A 23,195-nucleotide genomic window follows, 5' to 3' on the forward strand; every position below is an offset into this window, starting at 1 on the left:
GGGTTCAGGCCAGTGTGCCCGATACGCGCCGGTGGCAGCTCGCGGCGATACGACGTCGGCCCGCCCCCGGCGTCACCAGCGCGGCAGCGCGGGCGCCTGCCAGGTCTCGTGCCCCGGCGCCCGGCGCATCGCCGCGGCGTCGTCGCGGTCCCGCAGGGCGCCGTACGAGTCCGCGTCCAGCCAGCGGCCGTGCAGCCGCTCCAGGGCGTCGCGGTCCAGCTCGACGCCGAGTCCGGGGGCGTCGGAGACGGCGAGACGGCCGCCGGCGAAGGTGTGGCGCCGGGTGATGACGTCCTCGGCCTGCCAGGGGTAGTGGCTGTCGCAGGAGTGGTCGAGGCCCGGGACGGTCGCGGCGACGTGGGTCATGGCGGCGAGGCTGATGCCCAGGTGGGTGTTGGAGTGCATGGACAGGCCGACGCCGAACGCCCGGCAGACGGCGGCCAGTTCACGGGTGGCCCGCAGTCCGCCCCAGTAGTGGTGGTCGGACAGGACGACCTGCACGGCGTCGGTGAGGAACGCCTCGCGGATCTCGGGGACGGTCGTCACGCACATGTTGGTGGCGAGCGGCACGTCCGTGCCGGCGGAGACCTGCGCCATCGCGGCGGTCCCGGGCGCGGGGTCCTCCAGGTACTCCAGCACCCCCGCCAGCTCGCCCGCGACCCTCAGGGAAGTCCGCGGCGTCCAGGCCCCGTTGGGGTCGAGCCGCAGGAGCTGCCCCGGAAACGCCTCGGCGAGCGCCCGAACGGCGGCGATCTCCTGCTCCGGCGGGAAGACACCGCCCTTGAGCTTGAACGAGCGGAAGCCGTGCTCCCGCACGAACCGCCGGGCCTGCGCCACGATCCCCGCCGGATCCAGCGCGGCTCCCCAGTCGTCGCTCTCGCCCGCGCCGCCCGGGTGCCGTTCCCAGCGGTAGAAGAGGTACGCGCTGTACTCGACGTGGTCGCGCACCTTGCCGCCGAGGAGTGCGTGCACGGGCTGCCCGTACGCCTTGCCGAGCGCGTCGAGGCACGCCACCTCGAACACGGAGACGACGGACAGCCGCAGTTTGTCCGCCGTCTGCGCGCCGCGCAGCCCGCTGACGTCGACGGCGTGGTCCACCCGCGCGGCGCCGACGGCGACCCGCTGCGCGAGCGTGACCAGTCCGTTCAGATCCGCGACCGAGTGGCCGGTCAGGAGCTCGGCGTACGGGCGAGCCAGTTCGAGGTACTTCGTGTCGCCGTACGTCTCACCCGCACCGGTGACGCCGTCCGCCGTGATCACCTCGACGACCAGGCGCGGGGTGTACGGCTGGTGTACGCCCTGGACGTTGAGGAGGGGTGGGTCGGAGACGAGGACGGGGGTCAGCCGGACTTCCGCGATGGTCAGGTCCGCCACAACAGCTCATCTCCGTATGCAGACGACGTCCACGTAGGGGAATGCAGCGTAGGGACGAGCCCGCGCGGGCGTCAACGGTACGGGCGCCGGCGGATCAGAAGACGTACGCGTCCACCTCGGCGAGATACGCCTCCCTGCGCTTCTCGTCGTGGTCGAGGAAGGCCGCGCGGAAGGAGTTGCGGGCCAGCTCGCGCAACTGCTCCTGCCCCAGCCCGAGGGCCTCGCGCACCGCGTGGAAGTTGTCCCCGGCGTATCCGCCGAAGTAGGCGGGGTCGTCGGAGTTCACCGTGACCAGCAGCCCGGCCTCCATCATCGCGCGCAGGGGGTGGTCCTCCAGGACGTCGACGGCCCGCAGCCGTACGTTCGACAGCGGGCACAGCGTCAGCGGCACCCGGTCGCGCACGAGCCGCTCCACGAGCTCCGGGTCCTCCATGCAGCGCAGCCCGTGGTCGACGCGCTCGACGCCGAGGACGTCCAGCGCCTCCCAGATGTACGCCGGCGGGCCCTCCTCGCCCGCGTGCGCGACCGCGCGCAGCCCCAGCTCCCTGGCCGCCTCGTACACCGCACGGAACTTCGACGGCGGGTGTCCGACCTCGGCCGAGTCCAGGCCGACGGCGGCGATGCGGTGCAGGTACGGCCGGGCGGCCTCCAGCGTCTCCATCGCGGACTCGGCGGACTGGTCGCGCAGGAAGCACATGATCAGCCGCGTGGAGATCCCGTGCCGCTCCTCGCTCCGGTCCAGGGCGCGGGCGAGCCCTTCGACGACCGTGCCGATGTCCACGCCGCGCGCCGTGTGCGCCTGCGGGTCGAAGAAGATCTCGGCGTGCCGCACCCCCTGCGCGGCGGCCCGCGCCAGGTAGGCGTCGGCGAGCCGGTCGAAGTCGTCCTCGGTGCGCAGGACCGCCATCAGCGCGTAGTACAGGTCGAGGAAGGACTGGAGGTCGTCGAAGAGGTAGGCGCGGCGGAGCTCCTCGGTGGTGGAGTACGGCAGCACCACGGCGTTGCGGGCGGCGAGCTCGAAGGCCAGCTCCGGTTCGAGGGTTCCTTCGATGTGGAGGTGCAGTTCGGCCTTGGGGAGGTGCATGGAGGTCTTCTCGATCGCGTGGGGGGGACGGGAGCCGGTGGCTCAGGGCTTGAGGGGGTGGCGCTTGGGGAGAGGCACGCGCAGCAGGTCGGCGGCGACGGTCAGCTCGCCGTCGAATCCGGCCGCGCGGGCCTGCCGCTCGAAGACCTCCGGGTCGTTGTAGCGCTGCGAGAAGTGGGTGAGGACCAGGTGGCGTACGCCCGCGTCGCGCGCCGCCCGCGCCGCCTGGCCGGCCGTCAGATGACCGTGCTCGGCGGCGAGCGCCATGTCCTCGTCGAGGAACGTCGACTCGATGACGAGCATGTCGCAGCCCTCGGCGAGGGCGTGCACGCCGTCGCAGAGCCTGGTGTCCATGACGAACGCGAACCGCTGCCCGCGCCGCTCCTCGCTGACCTGGTCGAGCGTGACCTCGCCGAGCCGCCCCTCGCGCTGGATGCGGCCGACGTCCGGGCCCTTGATGCCGTGCCGGGCGAGCAGCTCGGGCAGCATGCGGCGCCCGTCCGGCTCGGTGAGCCGGTAGCCGTACGACTCGACGGGGTGCGACAGCCGGACGGCGTCGAGCTCGTACGAGGGACCGGTCGCCAGCGGCCCGTCGCCGGCGACCGGCGCCTCGGTCAGCCTGACCGTCTCGCGGTAGGCCGTGGCGTACCGCAGCCGGTCGAAGAAGCGCTGCCCGCTCGCCGGGTAGTGGGCGGTGACGGGGTGCGGGACGCGGTCGAGGTTGATGCGCTGGATCACTCCGGCGAGGCCGAGCGAGTGGTCACCGTGGAAGTGGGTGACGCAGATCCGGTTGATGTCGTGCGCGGCCACACCGGCGCGCAGCATCTGGCGCTGGGTGCCCTCGCCGGGATCGAAGAGGATGCCCTCGCCGTCCCAGCGCAGGAGGTAGCCGTTGTGGTTGCGGTGCCGGGTGGGGACCTGGCTGGCGGTGCCGAGGACCACGAGTTCTCGTGCGGACACGGAAACGTCCTATCCGGGCGGCCAGTTGAGGCCGCGTCCGCCGAGTACGTGCGCGTGCGCGTGGAAGACGGTCTGGCCCGCTCCGGCCCCCGTGTTGAAGACGACGCGGTAGCCGGTGGCGTCGGCCTTCTCGTCGGCGGCGACCCTGCCGGTCTCGGCGAGGACGTCCGCGAGGACCTGCGGCTCGGCGACGGCCAGCGAGGCGGCGTCGGGATGGTGCGCCTTCGGGATGACCAGGACGTGCGTCGGCGCCTGGGGGTTGATGTCGCGGAACGCCACGGTCGTCTCCGTCTCGCGGACGATCGTCGCCGGCACCTCCCCCGCCACGATCTTGCAGAACAGGCAGTCTGCCTGGGGTTCACCCGCCATGGTCCTGGCCTCCTCGGTTCCGGCTGATCAGGATGTGCTGATCAAGTATGGCCGCATGCTATCCGTGCCGCGGCCCGCGACTCCCGAGCCGGTCAGGACCAGCGGCCCGTGCGCCCGAGCAGCAGCGCCGCCGCCGCCGTGCCGGCCGTCGACGTACGCAGCACGCTGCCGCCCAGCCGGTACGGCTTCGCCCCCGCCTGGGCGAAGAGCGCCAACTCCTCGGGGGACACGCCCCCTTCGGGACCGACCACCAGCACGAGGGAACCCGTCTCCGGCAGCTCGGCGGTGGCGAGCGCCCCACTGCCCACCGACGCGTCCTCGTGCAGGACGGCCGCGAAGTCGGCCGTGGCCAGGAGCGCGCCCACCTGCTTCGTCGTCAGCGCGTCCGCGACCTCGGGGAAGCGCAGCCTGCGCGACTGCTTGCCCGCCTCCCGGGCCGTCGCCCGCCACTTCGCGAGGGACTTCGCGCCCCGGTCGCCGCGCCACTGCGTGATGCAGCGCGACGCCTGCCACGGCACGATCGCGTCGACGCCGGTCTCCGTCATCGTCTCGACCGCCACCTCGCCCCGGTCGCCCTTGGGCAGCGCCTGTACGACGGTGATGCGGGGAGCCGGTTCCGGCTCCAGGGTCACGTCCGTCACGTCGACGACGAGCCGGTCCTTGCCCTCGGCCGCCAGCACCACCCCCGCCGCGCCCGTACCGCGCCCGTCGGTCAGGACGACGTGCTCCCCCGCGTGCAGCCGCCGCACGGAGACGGCGTGCCGCCCCTCGGGGCCTTCGAGTACGAACCGGCCCTTCGCCGGTACGGCGTCGACGACGAACACCGGCGCGGTCACACCGCACCGCCCGCGCCCCGCAGATCCAGCGTCGCGCGCGCCGCGTCGGTCTCGGCCGCCAGGACCTCGACCAGCTGCGCGGCCGGCATCTCGCGCGCCATCCGGTGCCCCTGCCCGGCCCACAGCGCCATGCCCTGCGCGTCGCCCGCCTTGGCGGCGGCCTTGCGCAGGCCGGAGGTGATGTGGTGCACCTGCGGGTAGGCGGCCGGGGCGTACGGGCCGTGCTCGCGCATGAAGCGGTTGACGAGGCCGCGTGCGGGGCGTCCCGAGAACGCCCGGGTGAGCTCCGTGCGGACGAACAGCGGATTGGTCATGGCCTGCTTGTGCAGGACGTTGGCGCCGGACTCCGGGCACACCAGGAACGCCGTGCCGAGCTGCGCCGCGTCCGCGCCCAGGGCGAGTACGGCGGCGATCTGCGCGCCGCGCATCAGCCCTCCCGCCGCGATGATCGGCAGCTGGACGGTCTCGCGGACCTGCGTGACGAGGGACAGCAGACCGATGCCGCTGCCGTCGTTCTTGGGGTCGTCGCGGTGCGTTCCCTGGTGGCCGCCCGCCTCGACGCCCTGGACGCACACCGCGTCGGCGCCGGTCCACTGCGCGGCCTGGGCCTCCTCGGGCGTGGTCACGGTGACGACGGTGAGGGTGCCGGCCTTGGCGAAGGCGTCGAGGACCGGGCGGGTGGGGCAGCCGAAGGTGAAGGAGACGACGGGGACCGGGTCGTCGATGAGGATGGCCAGCTTGGCTTCGTAGCCGTCGTCGGCGCAGTTGTCGGGTTCGCCGAGGGGGGTGTCGTACCAGTCGGCCTCGCCGGCGAGCTGGTGGCGGTAGACCTCGACGGCGGCGGGGTCGACGTGGCTCGGCTGCGGCATGAAGAGGTTGACGCCGAACGGCCGGCTCGTCAGACCCCGCAGCTGCTTGATCTCCTCGTACATGCCGTCCGCGGTCTTGTAACCGGCGGCGAGGAACCCGAGACCGCCGGCATCGCAGACGGCGGCGGCGAGCTGAGGACTGGAGGCGCCGCCCGCCATGGGGGCCTGCACGATCGGATAACGGCAGAGATCGGTCAGTGCGGAGGACATGAACGCATCGTTTCATGCCCTCCGCACTGCGCCGAATCCAGGCTTCCGCCTCCGCGGAGGCAAGCGCCTACCGCCCGTTGAACGCGTCCTTCAGGCGCGAGAACAAGCCCTGCTGCCCCGGCTGGAACTGCCCCGTGGGGCGTTCCTCGCCGCGCAGCTTCGCGAGCTGGCGCATCAGGTCCTCCTGCTGCGGGTCCAGCTTCGACGGGGTCAGGACCTCGACGTGCACGATGAGGTCGCCGCGTCCGCCGCCGCGCAGGTGCGTGACGCCGCGCCCGTGCAGCGGGATCGACTGACCGGACTGCGTGCCCGGACGTACGTCGATCTCCTCGATCCCGTCGAGCGTCTCCAGCGGACACTTCGTGCCCAGCGCGGCCGCCGTCATCGGGATGGTGACCGTGCAGTGCAGGTCGTCGCCGCGCCGCTGGAACACCGCGTGCGGCAGCTCGTGGATCTCGACGTACAGGTCACCGGCGGGGCCGCCGCCGGGGCCGACCTCGCCCTCGCCCGCGAGCTGGATGCGGGTCCCGTTGTCGACACCGGCCGGGATCTTGACCGTGAGCGTCCGGCGCGAGCGCACGCGCCCGTCGCCCGCGCACTCCGGGCACGGGGTCGGTACGACCGTGCCGAAGCCCTGGCACTGCGGGCAGGGGCGCGAGGTCATGACCTGGCCCAGGAAGGACCGCGTGACCTGCGAGACCTCACCGCGGCCGCGGCACATGTCACAGGTCTGGGCGGAGGTGCCGGGTGCGGCGCCCTCGCCCGAGCACGTGGTGCACACGACGGCCGTGTCGACCTGGATGTCCTTCGTGGTGCCGAAGGCCGCCTCGTTGAGGTCGATCTCCAGCCGGATCATCGCGTCCTGGCCGCGCCGCGTGCGCGACCTCGGGCCGCGCTGCGACGCCGTGCCGAAGAACGCGTCCATGATGTCGGAGAAGTTGCCGAAGCCGCCCTGGCCGAAGCCGCCGGCTCCGCCGCCGGCCTGCGAGAGGGGGTCGCCGCCGAGGTCGTAGACCTGCTTCTTCTGCGGGTCCGACAACACCTCGTAGGCGGCGTTGATCTCCTTGAAACGCTCCTGCGTCTTGGGATCGGGATTCACGTCCGGGTGGAGCTCGCGCGCCAGCCGCCGGAATGCCTTCTTGATCTCGTCCTGGGAAGCGTCGCGGCGTACGCCGAGTACGGCGTAGTAGTCGGTGGCCACTTACGACTCCGCCAGGATCTGTCCGACGTAACGTGCCACTGCGCGTACCGCTCCCATCGTTCCGGGGTAGTCCATGCGGGTCGGTCCGACCACGCCGAGTTTGGCGACTGCTTCGTCGCCCGAACCGTAGCCGACCGCGACGACGGACGTGGAGCTGAGCCCTTCGTGGGCGTTCTCGTGCCCGATTCGTACGGTCATGCCTGAGTCCGTTGCCTCACCCAGCAGCTTGAGGAGCACGACCTGCTCCTCCAGCGCCTCCAGCACCGGCCGGATGGTGAGGGGGAAATCGTGCCCGAAGCGGGTGAGATTGGCGGTGCCGCCGATCATCAGCCGCTCCTCGGTCTCCTCGACCAGAGTCTCCAGGAGGGAGGAGAGCACCGTGGACACGGTACCCCGGTCCTCCGACTCGAAGGATTCGGGAAGGTCCTGCACCAGCTGCGGCACGTCCGCGAAGCGGCGGCCCACGACCCGGCTGTTGAGCCGGGCGCGCAGGTCCGCGAGGGACGTCTCGCCGAAGGGCGCGGGGCAGTCGATCATGCGCTGCTCGACCCGGCCGGTGTCCGTGATGAGCACGAGCATCAGGCGGGCGGGAGCCAGCGAGAGGAGTTCCACATGCCGGACCGTCGACCGGGTCAGCGACGGGTACTGCACGACGGCGACCTGCCGGGTCAGCTGCGCGAGCAGCCGGACCGTACGGGCCACGACGTCGTCGAGGTCGACCGCCCCGTCCATGAAGTTCTGGATGGCGCGGCGCTCGGGCGACGACAGGGGCTTGACGCCCGCGAGCTTGTCGACGAAAAGCCGGTAGCCCTTGTCCGTCGGGATGCGCCCGGCGCTCGTGTGCGGCTGGGCGATGAAGCCCTCGTCCTCCAGGACGGCCATGTCGTTGCGGACGGTGGCCGGAGACACGCCGAGCTTGTGCCGCTCCGTGAGCGCCTTGGAGCCCACGGGCTCCTCGGTACCCACGTAGTCCTGAACGATGGCGCGCAGCACCTCAAGTCTGCGTTCGCTGAGCATCTCGCACCACCTCCAGCTGATCGGTCGTTCGGCCTGCGCCTGGCACTCGCTGCGGGCGAGTGCCAGCAGTCCCCGGCAAGTGTACGGCGGGCAGGTACGCCGCGGGCAAGGGCAGCCGGTCACGTTGTCGCGCGACGGCGCTGTTCAGCGGGCGAGGTCCCCGGTGATGGCACTAGCGTCGCGGTATGGACGTCAGTTGGGAAGAGGCGGGCTGGGAGCGGCTCGCGCAGGGCGTGGGGCGACGCCGCATGCCCGTCTGGGACGCGACGGTGGGCCTGGTCGCCGGGGGCGACGGCCGGGCGCTGATGATCGACACGGGAGCGACTCTGCGGGAGGGCGTGGAGCTGCGGACCCAGGCGCAGCGGCTCCTCGGCCCCGGCCGGAGAGTGACGCATATCGCGCTCACCCACCCCCATTTCGACCACGTGCTCGGTACGGCGGCGTTCGCGGGCGCCCAGGTCTACGGGGCGGTCGGCGTGGACGAGCTGCTGCGCCGCGAGCGGGACGAGCTGCGGGACGACGCCGTGCGGCACGGCGTCGAACGGGGCGCGGCGGCTGAGGCGACGGACGTACTGGTGGCGCCGCACCACCTGGTGTGCGGCGAGTGGACGCTGGACCTGGGCGGCGGCCGCCAGGTGCTGCTCGCCAACGTCGGCCCCGGGCACAGCGGCCACGACCTGGCGGTACTGGTGCCCGGGAGCCCGGAGGTGGTCTTCTGCGGCGACCTGGTCGAGGAGTCCGGCACCCCCCAGGCCGGCTCCGACGCCCACCCGGCCCGCTGGCCGGCGGCCCTGGACCGGCTGCTCGCGCTGGGCGGCGAGAACGCGGCGTACGTGCCGGGGCACGGGGCGGTCGTGGACGCGGCGTACGTGCGGGCGCAGCGTGACGCGCTGGCGGAGCGATTCGGCGCGTCCTGAACTGGGGTCGGTACTATCGTCGGCCCAATGCGCAGCCGACAGTACGGGCCGGATCTCACCCCGCCCTGGAAGAAGACCGCTCCCGTTCCCGAGGTGGCCGCCGAGGCCGACCTGGTGGTGGAGGAGGTCGGCACCGGTTTCTGCGGTGCCGTGGTCCGGTGCGAGAAGACGGCGCAGGGCCCGGTGGTGACCCTGGAGGACCGCTTCGGCAAGCACCGGGTGTTCCCGATGGAACCGCGCGGCTTCCTGCTGGAGGGCCGCGTCGTCACCCTGGTGCGCCCGTCGGCCGCCGCCGCGTCGCGTCCGGCCCGTACGGCGTCGGGCTCGGTGGCCGTTCCGGGGGCGCGGGCGCGGGTGGCGCGGGCCGGGCGGATCTACGTCGAGGGGCGCCACGACGCGGAACTGGTCGAGCGGGTGTGGGGCCACGACCTGCGCATCGAGGGCGTGGTCGTGGAGTACCTGGAGGGCATCGACGACCTGCCCGCGATCGTCGCGGAGTTCGGTCCGGCCCCGGACGCGCGTCTGGGCGTCCTGGTCGACCACCTGGTCCCGGGCTCGAAGGAGTCCCGCATCGCCGGCCAGGTCACGGACGCGAACGTCCTGGTGGTCGGCCACCCGTACATCGACGTGTGGGAGGCGGTGAAGCCGTCGGCGGTGGGCATCGCCGCCTGGCCGAAGGTGCCACGGGGGCAGGACTGGAAGACGGGCGTGTGCCGGGGGCTGGGCTGGCCGGAGAACACGGGGGCGGCGTGGCAGCGGATCCTGGGCTCGGTCCACTCGTACCGCGACCTGGAGCCGGCGCTGCTGGGGCGGGTCGAGGAGCTGATCGATTTCGTTACGGCCGACGGTGACGCCTGATCTTGGGCAGCGTCGGGAAATCCGACGTTTCAGCCCGACGTCGTCGTGCTGGAGCGCGGTGCCGGACCCGAATCAGGACGGTTCACTCGGGGGGTGATCAGTCCACCAGGTCCCGCACCACCGCGTCCGCCAGCAGGCGGCCCTTCAGCGTGAGCACCGCCCGCCCGTCCGCGTACGGCCCGGCGTCGAGCAGGCCGTCCCGCAATGCCCGGTCCGCCGCCGCCCGGCCCGCGGGCAGCAGCAAGGACAGGGGCGCGCCCTCCCGCAGCCGCAGCTCCAGCAGGATGCGCTCCACGCGCCGGTCCTCCGCCGGAAGCACCTCGCGGCCGGCCCCCGGCGAGCGCCCGTCCCCCAGGGCCTGGGCGTACGCGCCCGGGTGCTTGACGTTCCACCACCGCACGCCGCCCACGTGGCTGTGCGCGCCGGGGCCCGCGCCCCACCAGTCCGCCCCGCGCCAGTACAGCTCGTTGTGCAGGCACCGCGCCGCGTCGGACGTGGCCCAGTTCGACACCTCGTACCACTCGAACCCGGCGGCGGACAGCGCGGACTCCGTCATCAGGTACCGGTCCGCGTGCACGTCGTCGTCGGTCATCGGGACCTCGCCCCGCCGGATCCGCCGCGCCAGCTGCGTCCCTTCCTCCACGATCAGCGCGTACGCGCTCACGTGGTCGGGGCCCGCCCCGATCGCCGCGTCCAGCGACGCCTGCCAGTCCGCGTCGGACTCGCCCGGCGTGCCGTAGATGAGGTCGAGGTTCACGTGCGCGAAGCCCGCCGCCCGCGCCTCCGCGACACACGCCTCCGGCCGCCCGGGCGTGTGCGTGCGGTCCAGGATCTTCAGCACGTGCTGCTTCGCGCTCTGCATCCCGAAGGAGACGCGGTTGAAGCCGCCCTCCCGCAGCTCCGCCAGGTACCGCGGATTCACCGACTCGGGGTTGGCCTCCGTCGTGACCTCCGCGTCGTCCGCGAGGCCGAACTCGTCGCGGATCGCCCCCAGCATCCGTACGAGGTCACCCGCCGCCAGCAGCGTCGGCGTACCGCCGCCCACGAAGACCGTCCGCACCGGGCGCGGGTCGTCGCCGAGGACCTTGCGGGCCAGGCGTACCTCCTCCACCAGCGTGTCCGCGTAGTTGTCGCGCGAGGCCAGCGCGCCGCCCGAACCGCGCAGCTCGGTCGCCGTGTAGGTGTTGAAGTCGCAGTAGCCGCAGCGGGTCGCGCAGTACGGAACGTGCAGGTAGAAGCCGAGCGGCCGCTCCGCCGCGCCGGCCAGGGCGTGCGCGGGCAGCGCCCCGTCGTGGGGCATGGGCTCACCGTCGGGCAGAACTGAAGGCATGACCCCATTGTCACAGCTCCGCTCACGTCGCCTGGAGGACGAGCAGCGCCACGTCGTCGTCGGGCGGCGTCGGCGAGAAGTCGTGCACCTCGCGCATGATCCGCTCCGCGACCCCCTGCGCGCTCAGCCCCACGCACCGCCCGAGCGCCGCCGCCAGCCCGTCCGCGTCGTCGAACATGCGCCGCCCGGAGCGCCGCTCCGTGACGCCGTCGGTGACGCACAGCAGGGTGTCGCCGGGCGCCAGGAGGAAGGTCTCGCTCTCGTAACTCACGTCGTCGACGACGCCGAGCAGCACCTGGGAGGCCGCCGCCGGCCGTACGCTCCCGTCGGGCCGCAGCACCAGCGGCAGCGGATGCCCGGCGCAGGCGAGCGTGCAGCGCGCCCCGCCGCCGTCCTCGGGCGCGAGCGGCACCAGTTCGCCGTACAGGAGCGAGAGGAAGCGCGGCTGCGGCGCCGCGTCGCGCAGGGGGCCCAGCAGCGCGGCGCCCGGCGCCACGGGAGCGCCCGCCGAGGCCACCGCCATCCGTGCCGTCGCCTCCGCCGCCTCCACCGCGTCGTCGAGCAGCAGCCCGTTGAGCCGGCCCAGCACCTCGCCGACCGACCGTCCCTCGCGCGCGAGCAGCCGCAGCCACGGGCGGACGAGGCCGGTGACGACCGCGGCCTCGGGGCCGTTGCCCTGGACGTCGCCGAGCGAGAACGACCAGCTGCCCTTCACCCCGGGGAAGACGTCGTAGAAGTCGCCGCCCGCGACGCCCTGCCCGCGCGGCTCGTAGACGAGGGCCCGCGCCACGCCCGGGATGTCGGCCATCTGGCCGGGCAGGAGCGCCCGCTGCAGGACGTGGCTGATGGTGGCCTGGCGCGTGTACTGGCGGGCGGCCGCGACCGCCAGCGCGACCCGGCGTACGAAGTCCTCGATCAGGCCGGTCACCTCGTCGGGCATCCGCTCCAGCGCCGCCCGTCCCAGCATCAGAGTCCCGAGCCCGCGCCCGCCGGCGATCAGCCGGTACGCGACCGCCGCACCGTCCCCGCCGGGACCGCCGTCACCGGCGTCACCGCCCTCGGCGGCCTCCGGACCGGCCAGGCCCGGCCACGGCACGGGCACCGGTCCGCCGCGCGCGGACTCCGGCAGCGCGGGCGGCGGCTCCTTCTCGACGTGTCTGCGCAGTTCCTCGATGCTGGACTCGCGCTGGTGCCAGACGCGGGACAGGCGCGGCGCGCCGCCCTCCTCCTCCAGCCACACCGCGCACCAGTCCGCGAGCCTCGGCACGAGGAGCTGCGCGGCCAGCGCCGCGATCATGTCCTCGTCGAACTGCCCGGTCAGCAGGTCGGACGCCTCGGCCAGGAAGGACAGCGCGCCCCGGTTGATCCAGTCGCTGTCGTACTCGCGCGCGGACCGCCGGGGCACGGGCGCGAGGATCTCGGCGGCCCTCAGCCCGCGCTGCAGCGCCTGCTCGGGGCTGTCGGCCGGCCCGCCGGACACGGCAGGCGGTACGCCCTCGATGGCGATCCGGGCCCAGACGGTCTTGAGACCGCTGCGGTAGGTGACGCCCCAGCACGCCGAGAGGGCCGCGACGATGTGCAGACCGCGCCCGAACTCCTGGCCGCCGGCCGCGGGCGACCCGCCGGGTTCGTTCCGTACGACGCGGGCGGGGTGGTGGTCGGAGACCTCGACGACCAGGGCCGCCGGGTCGTCCTCCGTCGCCTCCTCCAGGTGGCAGACCAGCTCGACGTTCGTGCCCGCGTGGACGACGGCGTTGGTCACCAGCTCGTTGACGAGTATCACCGCGTCGTCCGCGACCCGGCCGGTGAAGCCCTCGGCGGCCGGCAGGCCGAGCCCGGTCCACTCGGCCAGCGCGGCGCGGACGAAGCGCCGCGCGGCGGCCGGCGCGAGGGAATTCCCGGGCAGGCTGGTCCAGGCCGCCGCGTGCGGATCGGGCAGCCCGGTCGGCAGGTGCGTCGGGCGGTACGTAGTCTTCCGCTGCCTCGGAATGGACCCCACAGTGCGGCTCCCCGTCGGTTCTCTGCTCACGCCGCTGGCGACATGGAACAGAGTGACAGACGGACGCCGCACATAAGCACGGAGTCACCGAAGTGGCCGTAACGAGTCTGGGTGACGGGGGGCCGGAGAGCCGCGCGGGCGGGACCGTTCCCCGGCCGCGCCCGCGCGTCCCCCGTGCGCCACTACGCCTCGCGCGATCCGGCGTACATCTCCTCGATGAGGTTCTTGTACTCGCGCTCCACGACCGGGCGCTTGAGCTTGAGGCTCGGCGTCAGCTCGCCGTGCTCGATGTCCAGGTCGCGCGGCAGGAGCCGGAACTTCTTGATGGTCTGCCAGCGCTGGAGCCCCTCGTTGAGCCGCTTCACGTAGCCCTCGATGAGTTCCTCGGTCCGCTGGGACGCGACGACCTCGGCGTACGACTTGCCCTCCAGGCCGTTGTCCTTGGCCCAGCCGAGGATCGTCGGCTCGTCGAGGGCGATCAGCGCGGTGCAGAAGTTGCGGTCCGCGCCGTGCACCAGGATGTTCGAGACGAACGGACACACCGCCTTGAACCGGCCCTCGACCTCGGCCGGCGCGATGTACTTGCCGCCCGACGTCTTGATCAGGTCCTTCTTGCGGTCCGTGATGCGCAGGTAGCCGTCGACGGACAGCTCCCCGATGTCCCCGGTGTGCAGCCAGCCGTCGGGCTCCAGGACCTCGGCGGTCTTCTCGGGCAGCTGGTGGTAGCCCTGCATGATGCCGGGGCCGCGCAGCAGGATCTCGCCGTCGTCCGCGATGCGCACCTCGGTGCCGGGGAGCGGCTTGCCGACCGTGCCGGTGCGGTACGCCTCGCCGGGGTTGACGAAGGAGGCGGCGCTGGACTCGGTGAGCCCGTAGCCCTCCAGGATGTGGATGCCGGCGCCGGAGAAGAAGAAGCCGATGTCCGGCGCGAGCGCGGCCGAGCCGGAGACGCAGGCGCGCAGCCGGCCGCCGAACGCGTCGCGGATCTTGGCGTACACGAGCTTGTCGGCCACCTTGTGCCTGGCGGTCAGGCCGAAGGGCGCGGAGGCGGTGCCCGTGCGGCGGAAGTTGTCCTGGGTGACCTTGGCGTACTCGCGGGCGACCTCGGCGGCCCACTGGAAGATCTTGTACTTCGCGCCGCCGCCGGCCCGCGCCTTGGCGGCGACGCCGTTGTAGACCTTCTCGAAGATGCGGGGCACGGCGGCCATGTACGTCGGCTGGACCACCGGCAGGTTCTCGATGATCTTGTCGACCCGGCCGTCGACTGCGGTGACGTGACCGGCCTCGATCTGCCCGGAGGTGAGCACCTTGCCGAAGACGTGGGCGAGGGGCAGCCAGAGGTACTGCACGTCCGTGGTGCTGATCAGGCCGGTGGCCACCGTGGCCTTCGCCATGTACGACCAGCAGTCGTGCGGCAGCCGTACGCCCTTGGGGCGGCCCGTGGTGCCCGAGGTGTAGATGAGCGTCGCGAGCTGTTCGGCCGTGATGGCCTCCACCCGCTCGGTGACCGCCTGCGGGTGCTTCTCCAGGTACGCCGCCCCGCGCTTCTCCAGTTCGGCGAGCGTGAGGACCCAGCCCTCCGGGTCGTCCTCGGCCCGCTCGACGCCCGTGGCGTCGATGACGACGACGTGGGCGAGGTTCGGCAGGTCGGCCCGGCGCTCGCGCGCCTTGGCGAGCTGGGAGGCGTCCTCGGCGATCAGCACCCGGCTCTCGGAGTCGGCCAGGATGTACGCGGACTCCTCCGCGTTGGTCGACGGGTAGACCGTGGTGGTGGCCGCGCCGGCGCACATCACGCCCAGGTCCGCGAGGATCCACTCGACCCGGGTGTTGGAGGCGAGCGCGACCCGCTCCTCGGGCTGCACGCCGAGGTCGATCAGACCGGCGGCGACGGAGTACACCCGTTCGGCCGCCTGTCCCCAGCTCAGCGACTTCCAGGCGTCGGCTCCCTGCCCGGAGGCGGCCGGCACGGGGTATCGGTAGGCCTCGGCATCGGGCGTGGCAGCCACGCGCTCAATGAAGAGGGCGGCTACCGACGGCGGCCGGTTCTCGATCAAGGTCTGTGTGTCGCTCACGACGTCCTCCGGGCCTGCGGCATGCTGCACGACTGGCTGGTATTTAACTGGCGAGTAACCTTCGAGTGGTGATCAGAGTAAAGCGCGAGGGGCCGGTGCGTAAGAGGCTGCGGCGCGCGGCTTCATAACGGAACGGAACCGCTGATCACTCCTGTTCCCTCACACACGAAAGCGCCCGTCCGTGAGTACGGAGGACGCTTTCGTGTGCTGTTCGAACGCGGTGGCGGAACGTGACTACTTCTTCTTGGCTCCGGAGTCGTCACTGGACAGCACCGCGATGAAGGCCTCCTGCGGGACCTCCACGCTGCCGACCATCTTCATCCGCTTCTTGCCTTCCTTCTGCTTCTCCAGCAGCTTCCGCTTACGGGAGATGTCACCGCCGTAGCACTTGGCGAGGACGTCCTTGCGGATGGCGCGGATGGTCTCGCGCGCGATGACCCGGGAGCCGATGGCCGCCTGGATGGGGATCTCGAAGGCCTGGCGCGGGATGAGCTCGCGCAGCTTGGCGACGAGCCGCACGCCGTACGCGTACGCCGCGTCCTTGTGCGTCACGGCCGAGAAGGCGTCGACCCGGTCGCCGTGCAGCAGGATGTCGACCTTGACGAGCGAGGCGGCCTGCTCGCCCGTGGGCTCGTAGTCGAGGGACGCGTAACCGCGCGTCTTGGACTTCAGCTGGTCGAAGAAGTCGAAGACGATCTCCGCGAGCGGGAGGGTGTAGCGGATCTCGACGCGGTCCTCGGAGAGGTAGTCCATGCCCAGCAGCGTGCCGCGGCGGGTCTGGCAGAGCTCCATGATCGCGCCGATGAACTCGCTGGGGGCGAGGATGGTGGCCCGTACGACCGGCTCGTACACGTCCGAGATCTTGCCCTCGGGGAACTCGCTCGGGTTGGTGACGGTGTGTTCCTTGCCGTCCTCCATCACGACGCGGTAGACCACGTTGGGGGCGGTGGCGATCAGGTCGAGCCCGAACTCGCGCTCCAGGCGCTCGCGGATCACGTCGAGGTGCAGGAGGCCGAGGAAACCGACGCGGAAGCCGAAGCCGAGCGCCGCCGAGGTCTCCGGCTCGTACACCAGGGCGGCGTCGTTGAGCTGGAGCTTGTCGAGCGCCTCGCGCAGGTCGGGGTACTCCGAGCCGTCCAGCGGATACAGGCCCGAGAAGACCATCGGCTTCGGGTCCTTGTAGCCGCCGAGGGCCTCGGTGGCGCCCTTGTGCAGGGACGTGATCGTGTCACCGACCTTGGACTGGCGGACGTCCTTCACGCCGGTGATGATGTAGCCCACCTCGCCGACGCCGATGCCGTCGGACGGCGTCATCTCCGGGGAGGAGACGCCGATCTCCAGCAGCTCGTGGGTGGCGTTGGTCGACATCATGCGGATGCGCTCGCGCTTGTTGAGCCCGCCGTCGATGACACGCACATAGGTGACGACGCCGCGGTACGAGTCGTACACCGAGTCGAAGATCATCGCGCGGGCGGGCGCGTCCGCGTCGCCGACCGGGGCCGGGATGTCGCGAACGACGCGGTCGAGCAGCGCGTCCACGCCGAGGCCGGTCTTCGCGGAGACCTTGAGCACGTCCTCGGGCTGGCAGCCGATGAGGTTGGCCAGTTCCTCGGAGAACTTCTCCGGCTGGGCGGCCGGCAGGTCGATCTTGTTGAGGACCGGGACGATCGTGAGGTTGTTCTCCATCGCCAGGTAGAGGTTGGCGAGGGTCTGCGCCTCGATGCCCTGCGCGGCGTCGACGAGGAGCACCGTGCCCTCGCACGCGGCGAGCGACCGGGAGACCTCGTACGTGAAGTCGACGTGGCCAGGCGTGTCGATCATGTTCAGGATGTGGGTGTTGCCCACGTCCGGGCCCTCGTTGGGCGCCCAGGGCAGCCGTACCGCCTGGGACTTGATCGTGATGCCGCGCTCGCGCTCGATGTCCATCCGGTCGAGATACTGAGCACGCATCTGCCGCTGGTCGACCACACCGGTCAGCTGGAGCATCCGGTCGGCGAGCGTGGACTTGCCGTGGTCGATGTGCGCGATGATGCAGAAGTTGCGGATCAGCGCCGGGTCGGTACGGCTCGGCTCGGGCACGTGGGTAGGAGTCGCGGGCACGCAGGGTCTCGTCTCGGGGCGATGTTGGATCGATACGTAGCTTCCATGGTCCCACGGACGGCGGCCGGGTCTCGGTTTGGGCCGTCCGGCGGGCCGCTGGTACGCTGAGCAGCTGTGTCTCACAACCCTCGGAGTAGCTCTCCGGCCGGCGGGGCACTCATCGAAGATCCAACGAACCTGTAGAGGCTCTTTCGTGGCGAACATCAAGTCCCAGATCAAGCGGAACAAGACGAACGAGAAGGCGCGCCTGCGCAACAAGGCCGTCAAGTCCTCGCTCAAGACGTCGATCCGCAAGGCCCGTGAGGCTGTCACCGCTGGTGACCTCGAGAAGGCCACCGTGGCCGTCCGCGAGGCTTCCCGCAAGCTCGACAAGGCAGTCTCCAAGGGAGTCATCCACAAGAACGCCGCCGCCAACAAGAAGTCGGCGCTGGCGCACAAGGTTGCCTCCCTCCAGGGCTGAGCATTCGCTTGTACGACCCGCACGATCGCCGGTAGGGACTCAGCGGGCCCTCTCTTCCGCTCCTGACCCGGCACCTCGCGCCGCACGCGGCCTGCGTTCGCCACGCGGGTGCGGCGCATCAAAGCTTTGACAGGCTTCAGGGCTTCACACGTTGGCCCCGGCCCCGTCCTCCCCAGGACGGCGGCCGGGGCCTTCGTGCTGTCCGGGGGTTTGCGGGGATGGGGGTGCGTGCCCGGGGGCTGTGTGGGGGCGGGGGCTTTGTGGTGGCGGGGGCTTTGTGGTGGCGGGGGCTGCGTGGGGGCGGGGCTTTGTGCGGTCCGGGCCAGGCGTCCGTGGCGTCCGGGCCGGCGCGCTTCCGTGCCGGGCCGGCGGCTTCGTGCGGTCCGGGCCGACGGGCTTCGGGCGATCAGGGTTAGCGGTGGCGGGCGGCCCGGGCGACGGTGACGACCGCCTTCTCCAGCGCGTACTCCGGGTCGTCGCCCCCGCCCTTCACGCCGGCGTCGGCCTCGGCGACGGCCCGCAGGGCGAGCGCCACGCCGTCCGGTGTCCAGCCGCGCATCTGCTGCCGTACGCGGTCGATCTTCCACGGCGGCATGCCGAGCTCGCGGGCGAGGTCGGCGGGGCGGCCGCCGCGCGCGGAGGACAGCTTGCCGATCGCCCGGACACCCTGGGCCAGCGCGCTGGTGATCAGGACGGGCGCCACGCCCGTCGACAGCGACCAGCGCAGGGCCTCCAGGGCCTCGGCCGCCCGGCCCTCCACGGCGCGGTCCGCGACCGTGAAGCTGGAGGCTTCGGCGCGGCCCGTGTAGTACCGCCCGACGACCGCCTCGTCGATCGTCCCCTCGACGTCGGCGACGAGCTGGGCCACGGCGCTGGCCAGCTCGCGCAGGTCGCTGCCGATGGCGTCGACGAGGGACGAACAGGCCTCGGGGGTGGCGGAGCGGCCCAGTACCCGGAACTCCGACCGTACGAACGACAGCCGCTCGGCGGGCTTGGTGGTCTTGGGGCAGGGCACCTCGCGGGCCCCGGCCTTACGGGCGGCGTCGAGCAGCCCCTTGCCCTTGGCGCCACCCGCATGGAGGAGTACGAGCGTGATCTCCTCGGCGGGGGCGTCCAGGTACGCCTTCACGTCCTTGATCGTGTCGGCGGACAGGTCCTGCGCGTTGCGCACGACGACGACCTTGCGCTCGGAGAAGAGCGACGGGCTGGTCAGCTCGGCGAGGGTGCCGGGCTGGAGCTGGTCGGGCGTGAGGTCGCGTACGTCGGTGTCGGCGTCGGCGGCGCGGGCGGCCGCCACCACCTGCTGCACGGCGCGGTCGAGCAGCAGGTCCTCCTGCCCCACGGCGAGGGTGAGGGGGGCGAGCGGATCGTCGGTCGAGTTCTTCCTGGTGGCCATCGTGGTCCAGCATCCCACGGCCCACCGACAGCCCCTCGCGCGGACGGGCACTCGCGGGGACGGCCCCTCGCGTGCCGGGAGACGTTCGTGTTGGAGAATGGGCAGGTGAGCGATGTGAGACACGTACTCGTCCTGCCCGACCGGGAAGCCGCCGAGGAGGTGGCCGTGGCGGTCTGCGAGCGCTTCGGAGCCGTCGAGGAACCGCAGCTCATACGCGATTCGCTGGCCGGCGAGGACGACGCCGAGGACGCGCAGTGGCTGGTCGTCGTCGAGGACCCGGGCGCACGACTCGACGACGACGCGCTGCACGCACTGGCGGGCGAGTACGAGGGCTGGCTCGAACGCCCCTGACGCGCGGCCGCCGCCTCTCCCCTCCCCGCCCCCGGTCCTAGGCCGTTCGGCCGAGGCGCGTGCGGGTGGGACGTCGCTAGCGTGCGGGCATGACGATCACGGAACCGGCGCGCCCCCGCGAACAGCGCAAGCAGCACGTCCTCGACCGCCTGGCGAAGGACGAGGACCTCTGGGTCGCGACTGCCTCACCGGACGGCGTGCCCTGCCTGGTGCCGCTGTCCTTCGTCTGGGACGTCGGCACGATCCTGATGTGCACCCGGCGGACGAACCCGACAGCACGCAACCTCACCCCGGCCGGTGAGGCACGCGTCAGTCTCGGCCACACCAGGGACGTGGTCCTGATCGAGGGCGCCGTCGAGCCGGTGGAGGGCTCGGACCTGGCGACCGGCTCCGCCGACGCCTTCACGGCGAAGCTGCGCGGCTGGGACCCGCGCGACCGGAGGGCCTGGGTGTACCTCCGCCTCACACCGCGCACCGTGAAGGCGTGGCGCGAGGAGAACGAACTGGCCGAGCGGGAACTGATGCGGGACGGGAACTGGCTCGTCTAGGGGCCGGCGCCCTGTCCAGGTGCCGGCCTCGTTCTACGGGCCGGCGTCTCCCCCCTCCGCCAGCGCCCGCAGGTCCGGCCCCGCCCCCGTCACCGCGATCGCCCCGTCCGTGTCCGTGCGCAGCACGGTTGCTCCGCCCGTGCGCAGTGCGGTGAGCGTACGGGGCGAGGGGTGGCCGTACGGGTTGTCACGGCCGCAGGACACCAGGGCCAGCCGGGGGCGGGCGCGGGCGAGCAGAGCCGGGTCCTGGTAGGCCGAGCCGTGGTGGGCGACTTTCAGTACGTCCACGGGCGGAAGGGTCGGATGGGCCCTCAGCAGGGCTTGCTGCGCCGGGGGTTCGAGGTCGCCCAGGAGCAGCAGACTGAGGGCGCCGGAGCGGACGATGAGGGTGACGCTGGCGTCGTTGGGCTCCCCTGGGTCCGGAGCGGGGAAGGGCGGCGGCCACAGGGCCCGCCAGGACAGCGGGCCGATTCGGCGCCGCTCCCCCGGCGCCGTCTCCAGCAGCGGTACGCGCGCCGCAGCCGCGATCCTGCGGACGAACGCGGCCTGTTCCGCTGGCTCCTGAAGGCTCGTCGTACGGATCTCGCCCACCGAGCGTCCGCGCAGCACACCCGGCAGCCCCGCCACATGGTCGGCGTGGAAGTGGGTGAGCAGCACCAGCGGGACCCGGGTGACGCCGAGCGCGCGCAGGCAGCGGTCGACCCGCTTGGGGTCCGGCCCCGCGTCGACGACGACGCCCGTTCCCTCGCCCGCCGCGAGGACGGAAGCGTCCCCCTGGCCGATGTCGCACATGGCGAATTTCCAGCCGGGCGGCGGCCAGCCGGTGACGACCCGCGTGAGCGGCGCGGGCCGCAGGACGGCGAGCACCAGCAGCAGCGCGCAGGCCGCGCTCAGCCACGGGTGACGCAGGAGGCGGCGGGCGGCCATGACCGCGACGACCGTCAGGGCCGCCAGCAGCAGCCCGCCGCGCCAGCCGCCGGGCCAGTCGACCTCCGCGCCGGGCAGCGCGGCCCCCGCGCGGGCGACAGCCGCGATCCATCCGGCCGGCCAGCCGGCGCACCGGGCGAGCAGTTCGGCGACGGGCATCGCCACCGGAGCCGTGGCGAGCGCCGCGAACCCGAGCACCGTCGCGGGAGCGACCGCGAACTCGGCGAAGAGGTTGCACGGGATCGCCACCAGGCTCACCCGGGCCGCCATCATCGCGACGACGGGCGCGCACACGGCCTGGGCGGCGGCGGCCGCCGCCAGCACTTCGGCGAGCCTCGGCGGCACGCCGCGCCGTCGCAGCGCGGCGCTCCAGCGCGGGGCGATGGTGAGGAGGGCGCCCGTGGCCAGTACGGAGAGGAGGAACCCGTAACTGCGGGCCAGCCACGGGTCGTACAGCACGAGCAGCAGGACGGCGGCCGCGAGCGCCGGGAGCAACTGCCTGCGGCGGCCGGTGCCGATGGCCAGCAGTGTGATGAGCCCGCAGGCGGCGGCCCGCAGCACGCTCGGCTCGGGCCGGCACACCACGACGAAGGCGAGCGTCAGTCCCCCGCCGAGCAGGGCGGTCGCCCGCAGCGGGATCCCGAGGCGCGGGGCGAGCCCGCCGCGTTCGGCCCGCAGCGCTGTGCCGGGCGGCCCGATCAGCAGGACCAGGATGATGGTGAGGTTGCTGCCGGACACCGCGAGAAGGTGAGTGAGATCGGTGACCTCGAAGGCTTCCTGCAACTCGGGCGGCACCCGGGAGGTGTCGCCGACGACCAGCCCCGGCAGCAGGGCCCGCGCGTCCGGAGCGAGCCCGTCGGTCGCCTCGCGCAGGCCGGCCCTGAGCCCACCGGCGGTGCGCTGTACGGCACTCGGCGGGCGTACGGTCTCCGGGCGTGCGCCGTCCGGCACGCGCAGCACGGCGGCGACACGGTCGCCGCCGCCTTCCGTCGGCGGTGCGAGCCGCACCGTCAGCCGCAGCCCGGTGGACGGCAGCAACCGCTCCCAGTGGGCCGCCGCCAGCCCACGTGCCCGCATGACCAGCAGGACCGGCGTGCGCACGTCGGTCGCCGCCCGGTCGCCTCCCGTGAGGCGGGTGACGCGCGTGATGTCCGCGTTGAGCACGAGCAGCCTCGGCAGCGTGTGGTCGCCGCGCACGCGGGGCCGGACCGTGCGCGCGTCCGAGGTCACCGTCAACTCCGTCGTGACGTACGCGTACCGGCCCGCCAGGCCGGGCACGGGGCCACGGTGGAGGTCGGCCGCGTGCAGCCCGGCGGAGGCGGCCCCCGCCGCCGCACCCAGCAGTACGGCGGCGACAGCCGTGACGCCCGGCCACCGGCCCCGGACCGCGGACACCCGACCCTGCCGCACGGCCCTGACCACCAGCAGTCCGGCCGCCGTCCCCACGCACAGCACGGCGAACACCGCCGCCCGGCGCCCGGTGGCCCCCAGCGCGACGGCAGCCGCACCCCAGGCGGCCAGCGCGGGCGGCACCAGACGCAGATCCGCAGGCCCCTCCTCCCCGGGGTCGGAGGCCCCGAGCCGATGTCCGGACGCGACGTGAACCACCGGGCGCGTCATGGCCGTACGAGCGGCTGGAGGTCCGCGAACCGGCGGTCGCCGATCCCCTTGACCTCGCGGAGCTCTTCGACGGAGCGGAAACCGCCGTGCTCCGTGCGGTAGTCGATGATGTGCTGCGCCAGTACGGGACCCACCCCGGGCAGCGTCTCCAACTGCTCGGCGGTGGCGGCGTTGAGCCCGACCGGCCCCGTCGCCGCGCCGGCGGCCCCCGGACCACCGGGGGCGACCGGACCGGCCGCGCCGGCCGGTCCGGGAATTCCGACGGCCACCTGCTCGCCGTCCATGAGCAGGCGCGCGCGGTTGAGTCCGGCGGTGTCCGCACCCGCTTTGACGCCGCCGGCGGCCCTCAGGGCGTCCGCCACCCGGGATCCGGCGGGCAGCCGGTGCAGGCCGGGCCGGCGTACTTTTCCGTTCACGTCCACGACGATGCGCCCCTCGCCGCCAGGATCTGCCGCCCGGCCCGGCTCACCGGCGGCCGGCGCCGGAGGCGGTCCCGGTGACGGCTCCGGGCGCGCCGCGACCTGGCCCTCGCCGACCACATGCGGAGGCCGGACGGGCTGGGGCCTGCCCGTCCAGTAATGCTGGACGGCGAAGATGGCGGCCACGACGAGGACGACCGCCAACGCGGCCAGCGTCCTGGGTTCCCACCCGCACCGCGACTGGACCCACACGGGCAACCGCTCCACCACGGCCGCCC

General features: G+C 72.8%; 20 protein-coding genes. 5 read left to right on the forward strand and 15 right to left on the reverse strand.

Annotated features, from left to right (window positions below; all coding sequences use genetic code 11):
• Positions 1-72 precede the first annotated feature (72 nt).
• The 8 genes from AC07FK_RS08480 to hrcA form a co-directional block, all read right to left on the reverse strand.
• Positions 73-1,374, reverse strand: coding sequence for a glucarate dehydratase family protein (locus AC07FK_RS08480; protein WP_479103683.1), 1,302 nt, complete (start codon positions 1,372-1,374; stop codon positions 73-75).
• 94 nt (positions 1,375-1,468) lie between these two features.
• The gene (locus AC07FK_RS08485; protein ID WP_479103684.1) at positions 1,469-2,458 is read right to left on the reverse strand and encodes an adenosine deaminase; all 990 of its coding nucleotides are present in this window, start codon (positions 2,456-2,458) and stop codon (positions 1,469-1,471) included.
• Positions 2,459-2,500: 42 nt separating this feature from the next.
• Positions 2,501-3,418: a ribonuclease Z gene (locus AC07FK_RS08490; protein ID WP_479103686.1), complete on the reverse strand. Its 918-nt coding sequence runs from the start codon at positions 3,416-3,418 to the stop codon at positions 2,501-2,503.
• 9 nt (positions 3,419-3,427) lie between these two features.
• On the reverse strand, positions 3,428-3,787 hold the full coding sequence (locus tag AC07FK_RS08495) for a histidine triad nucleotide-binding protein (RefSeq protein WP_479103688.1): 360 nt from the start codon (positions 3,785-3,787) through the stop codon (positions 3,428-3,430).
• A gap of 92 nt (positions 3,788-3,879) precedes the next feature.
• Positions 3,880-4,623, reverse strand: coding sequence for a 16S rRNA (uracil(1498)-N(3))-methyltransferase (locus tag AC07FK_RS08500; protein ID WP_479103689.1), 744 nt, complete (start codon positions 4,621-4,623; stop codon positions 3,880-3,882).
• Positions 4,620-5,702 carry a nitronate monooxygenase gene (locus AC07FK_RS08505; protein WP_479103691.1) on the reverse strand — a complete coding sequence of 361 codons (1,083 nt, stop codon included), beginning with the start codon at positions 5,700-5,702 and terminating at the stop codon, positions 4,620-4,622. The genes AC07FK_RS08500 and AC07FK_RS08505 overlap by 4 nt, the downstream gene beginning before the upstream one ends.
• A 67-nt stretch (positions 5,703-5,769) precedes the next feature.
• Positions 5,770-6,903 carry a molecular chaperone DnaJ gene (dnaJ, locus tag AC07FK_RS08510; protein ID WP_479103692.1) on the reverse strand — a complete coding sequence of 378 codons (1,134 nt, stop codon included), beginning with the start codon at positions 6,901-6,903 and terminating at the stop codon, positions 5,770-5,772.
• Positions 6,904-7,920: a heat-inducible transcriptional repressor HrcA gene (gene hrcA / locus AC07FK_RS08515; RefSeq protein WP_479103694.1), complete on the reverse strand. Its 1,017-nt coding sequence runs from the start codon at positions 7,918-7,920 to the stop codon at positions 6,904-6,906.
• A 185-nt stretch (positions 7,921-8,105) separates the two neighbouring features.
• On the opposite strand from hrcA, the gene AC07FK_RS08520 reads away from it, so the two are divergent.
• Together AC07FK_RS08520 and AC07FK_RS08525 are read left to right on the forward strand one after the other, a co-directional pair.
• Complete coding sequence (locus tag AC07FK_RS08520) at positions 8,106-8,837, forward strand: MBL fold metallo-hydrolase (RefSeq protein ID WP_479103695.1); 732 nt, start codon at positions 8,106-8,108, stop codon at positions 8,835-8,837.
• A 27-nt stretch (positions 8,838-8,864) separates the two neighbouring features.
• Positions 8,865-9,695, forward strand: a complete 831-nt coding sequence (locus tag AC07FK_RS08525) for a DUF3097 domain-containing protein (RefSeq protein WP_479103697.1) — start codon at positions 8,865-8,867, stop codon at positions 9,693-9,695.
• A gap of 97 nt (positions 9,696-9,792) precedes the next feature.
• Here the strand turns inward: AC07FK_RS08525 and hemW are convergent, their stop codons facing one another.
• The 4 genes from hemW to lepA form a co-directional block, all read right to left on the reverse strand.
• Positions 9,793-11,025, reverse strand: a complete 1,233-nt coding sequence (hemW, locus tag AC07FK_RS08530; RefSeq protein WP_479103698.1) for a radical SAM family heme chaperone HemW — start codon at positions 11,023-11,025, stop codon at positions 9,793-9,795.
• Between the two features lie 22 nt (positions 11,026-11,047).
• Positions 11,048-13,024 (reverse strand): SpoIIE family protein phosphatase, encoded by a 1,977-nt coding sequence (locus tag AC07FK_RS08535; RefSeq protein ID WP_479103700.1) that lies wholly within the window; start codon positions 13,022-13,024, stop codon positions 11,048-11,050.
• Between the two features lie 182 nt (positions 13,025-13,206).
• Positions 13,207-15,096: an AMP-dependent synthetase/ligase gene (locus tag AC07FK_RS08540; protein WP_479103701.1), complete on the reverse strand. Its 1,890-nt coding sequence runs from the start codon at positions 15,094-15,096 to the stop codon at positions 13,207-13,209.
• 234 nt (positions 15,097-15,330) lie between these two features.
• Complete coding sequence (gene lepA, locus AC07FK_RS08545; protein WP_479103703.1) at positions 15,331-17,196, reverse strand: translation elongation factor 4; 1,866 nt, start codon at positions 17,194-17,196, stop codon at positions 15,331-15,333.
• Positions 17,197-17,389: 193 nt separating this feature from the next.
• On the opposite strand from lepA, the gene rpsT reads away from it, so the two are divergent.
• Positions 17,390-17,656: a 30S ribosomal protein S20 gene (gene rpsT / locus AC07FK_RS08550; protein WP_028813489.1), complete on the forward strand. Its 267-nt coding sequence runs from the start codon at positions 17,390-17,392 to the stop codon at positions 17,654-17,656.
• Positions 17,657-18,068: 412 nt separating this feature from the next.
• Here the strand turns inward: rpsT and holA are convergent, their stop codons facing one another.
• Complete coding sequence (gene holA, locus AC07FK_RS08555) at positions 18,069-19,052, reverse strand: DNA polymerase III subunit delta (protein WP_479103705.1); 984 nt, start codon at positions 19,050-19,052, stop codon at positions 18,069-18,071.
• A gap of 105 nt (positions 19,053-19,157) precedes the next feature.
• Here holA and AC07FK_RS08560 point away from each other — a divergent pair, with 105 nt between their 5' ends.
• On the forward strand, positions 19,158-19,403 hold the full coding sequence (locus tag AC07FK_RS08560; protein WP_453404199.1) for a hypothetical protein: 246 nt from the start codon (positions 19,158-19,160) through the stop codon (positions 19,401-19,403).
• An 89-nt stretch (positions 19,404-19,492) separates the two neighbouring features.
• The gene (locus AC07FK_RS08565; protein WP_479103707.1) at positions 19,493-19,951 is read left to right on the forward strand and encodes a pyridoxamine 5'-phosphate oxidase family protein; all 459 of its coding nucleotides are present in this window, start codon (positions 19,493-19,495) and stop codon (positions 19,949-19,951) included.
• 33 nt (positions 19,952-19,984) lie between these two features.
• Here the strand turns inward: AC07FK_RS08565 and AC07FK_RS08570 are convergent, their stop codons facing one another.
• Both AC07FK_RS08570 and AC07FK_RS08575 read right to left on the reverse strand, forming a co-directional pair.
• Complete coding sequence (locus AC07FK_RS08570; protein ID WP_479103709.1) at positions 19,985-22,498, reverse strand: ComEC/Rec2 family competence protein; 2,514 nt, start codon at positions 22,496-22,498, stop codon at positions 19,985-19,987.
• Positions 22,495-23,121: a ComEA family DNA-binding protein gene (locus AC07FK_RS08575; protein WP_479103711.1), complete on the reverse strand. Its 627-nt coding sequence runs from the start codon at positions 23,119-23,121 to the stop codon at positions 22,495-22,497. The genes AC07FK_RS08570 and AC07FK_RS08575 overlap by 4 nt, the downstream gene beginning before the upstream one ends.
• Positions 23,122-23,195 lie beyond the last annotated feature (74 nt).

The organism is Streptomyces sp. NPDC046122 (genome assembly GCF_056429965.1).

Excerpts from the sequence above, each read along its gene's own strand:
- hrcA (WP_479103694.1), bottom strand. The coding sequence starts at position 7,920 with ATGCTCAGCGAACGCAGACTTGAGGTGCTGCGCGCCATCGTTCAGGAC.
- holA (WP_479103705.1), bottom strand. The coding sequence starts at position 19,052 with ATGGCCACCAGGAAGAACTCGACCGACGATCCGCTCGCCCCCCTCACC.
- AC07FK_RS08495 (WP_479103688.1), bottom strand. The coding sequence starts at position 3,787 with ATGGCGGGTGAACCCCAGGCAGACTGCCTGTTCTGCAAGATCGTGGCG.
- hemW (WP_479103698.1), bottom strand. The coding sequence starts at position 11,025 with ATGCCTTCAGTTCTGCCCGACGGTGAGCCCATGCCCCACGACGGGGCG.
- AC07FK_RS08520 (WP_479103695.1), top strand. The coding sequence starts at position 8,106 with ATGGACGTCAGTTGGGAAGAGGCGGGCTGGGAGCGGCTCGCGCAGGGC.
- AC07FK_RS08525 (WP_479103697.1), top strand. The coding sequence starts at position 8,865 with ATGCGCAGCCGACAGTACGGGCCGGATCTCACCCCGCCCTGGAAGAAG.
- AC07FK_RS08565 (WP_479103707.1), top strand. The coding sequence starts at position 19,493 with ATGACGATCACGGAACCGGCGCGCCCCCGCGAACAGCGCAAGCAGCAC.
- AC07FK_RS08485 (WP_479103684.1), bottom strand. The coding sequence starts at position 2,458 with ATGCACCTCCCCAAGGCCGAACTGCACCTCCACATCGAAGGAACCCTC.
- AC07FK_RS08505 (WP_479103691.1), bottom strand. The coding sequence starts at position 5,702 with ATGTCCTCCGCACTGACCGATCTCTGCCGTTATCCGATCGTGCAGGCC.
- AC07FK_RS08570 (WP_479103709.1), bottom strand. The coding sequence starts at position 22,498 with ATGACGCGCCCGGTGGTTCACGTCGCGTCCGGACATCGGCTCGGGGCC.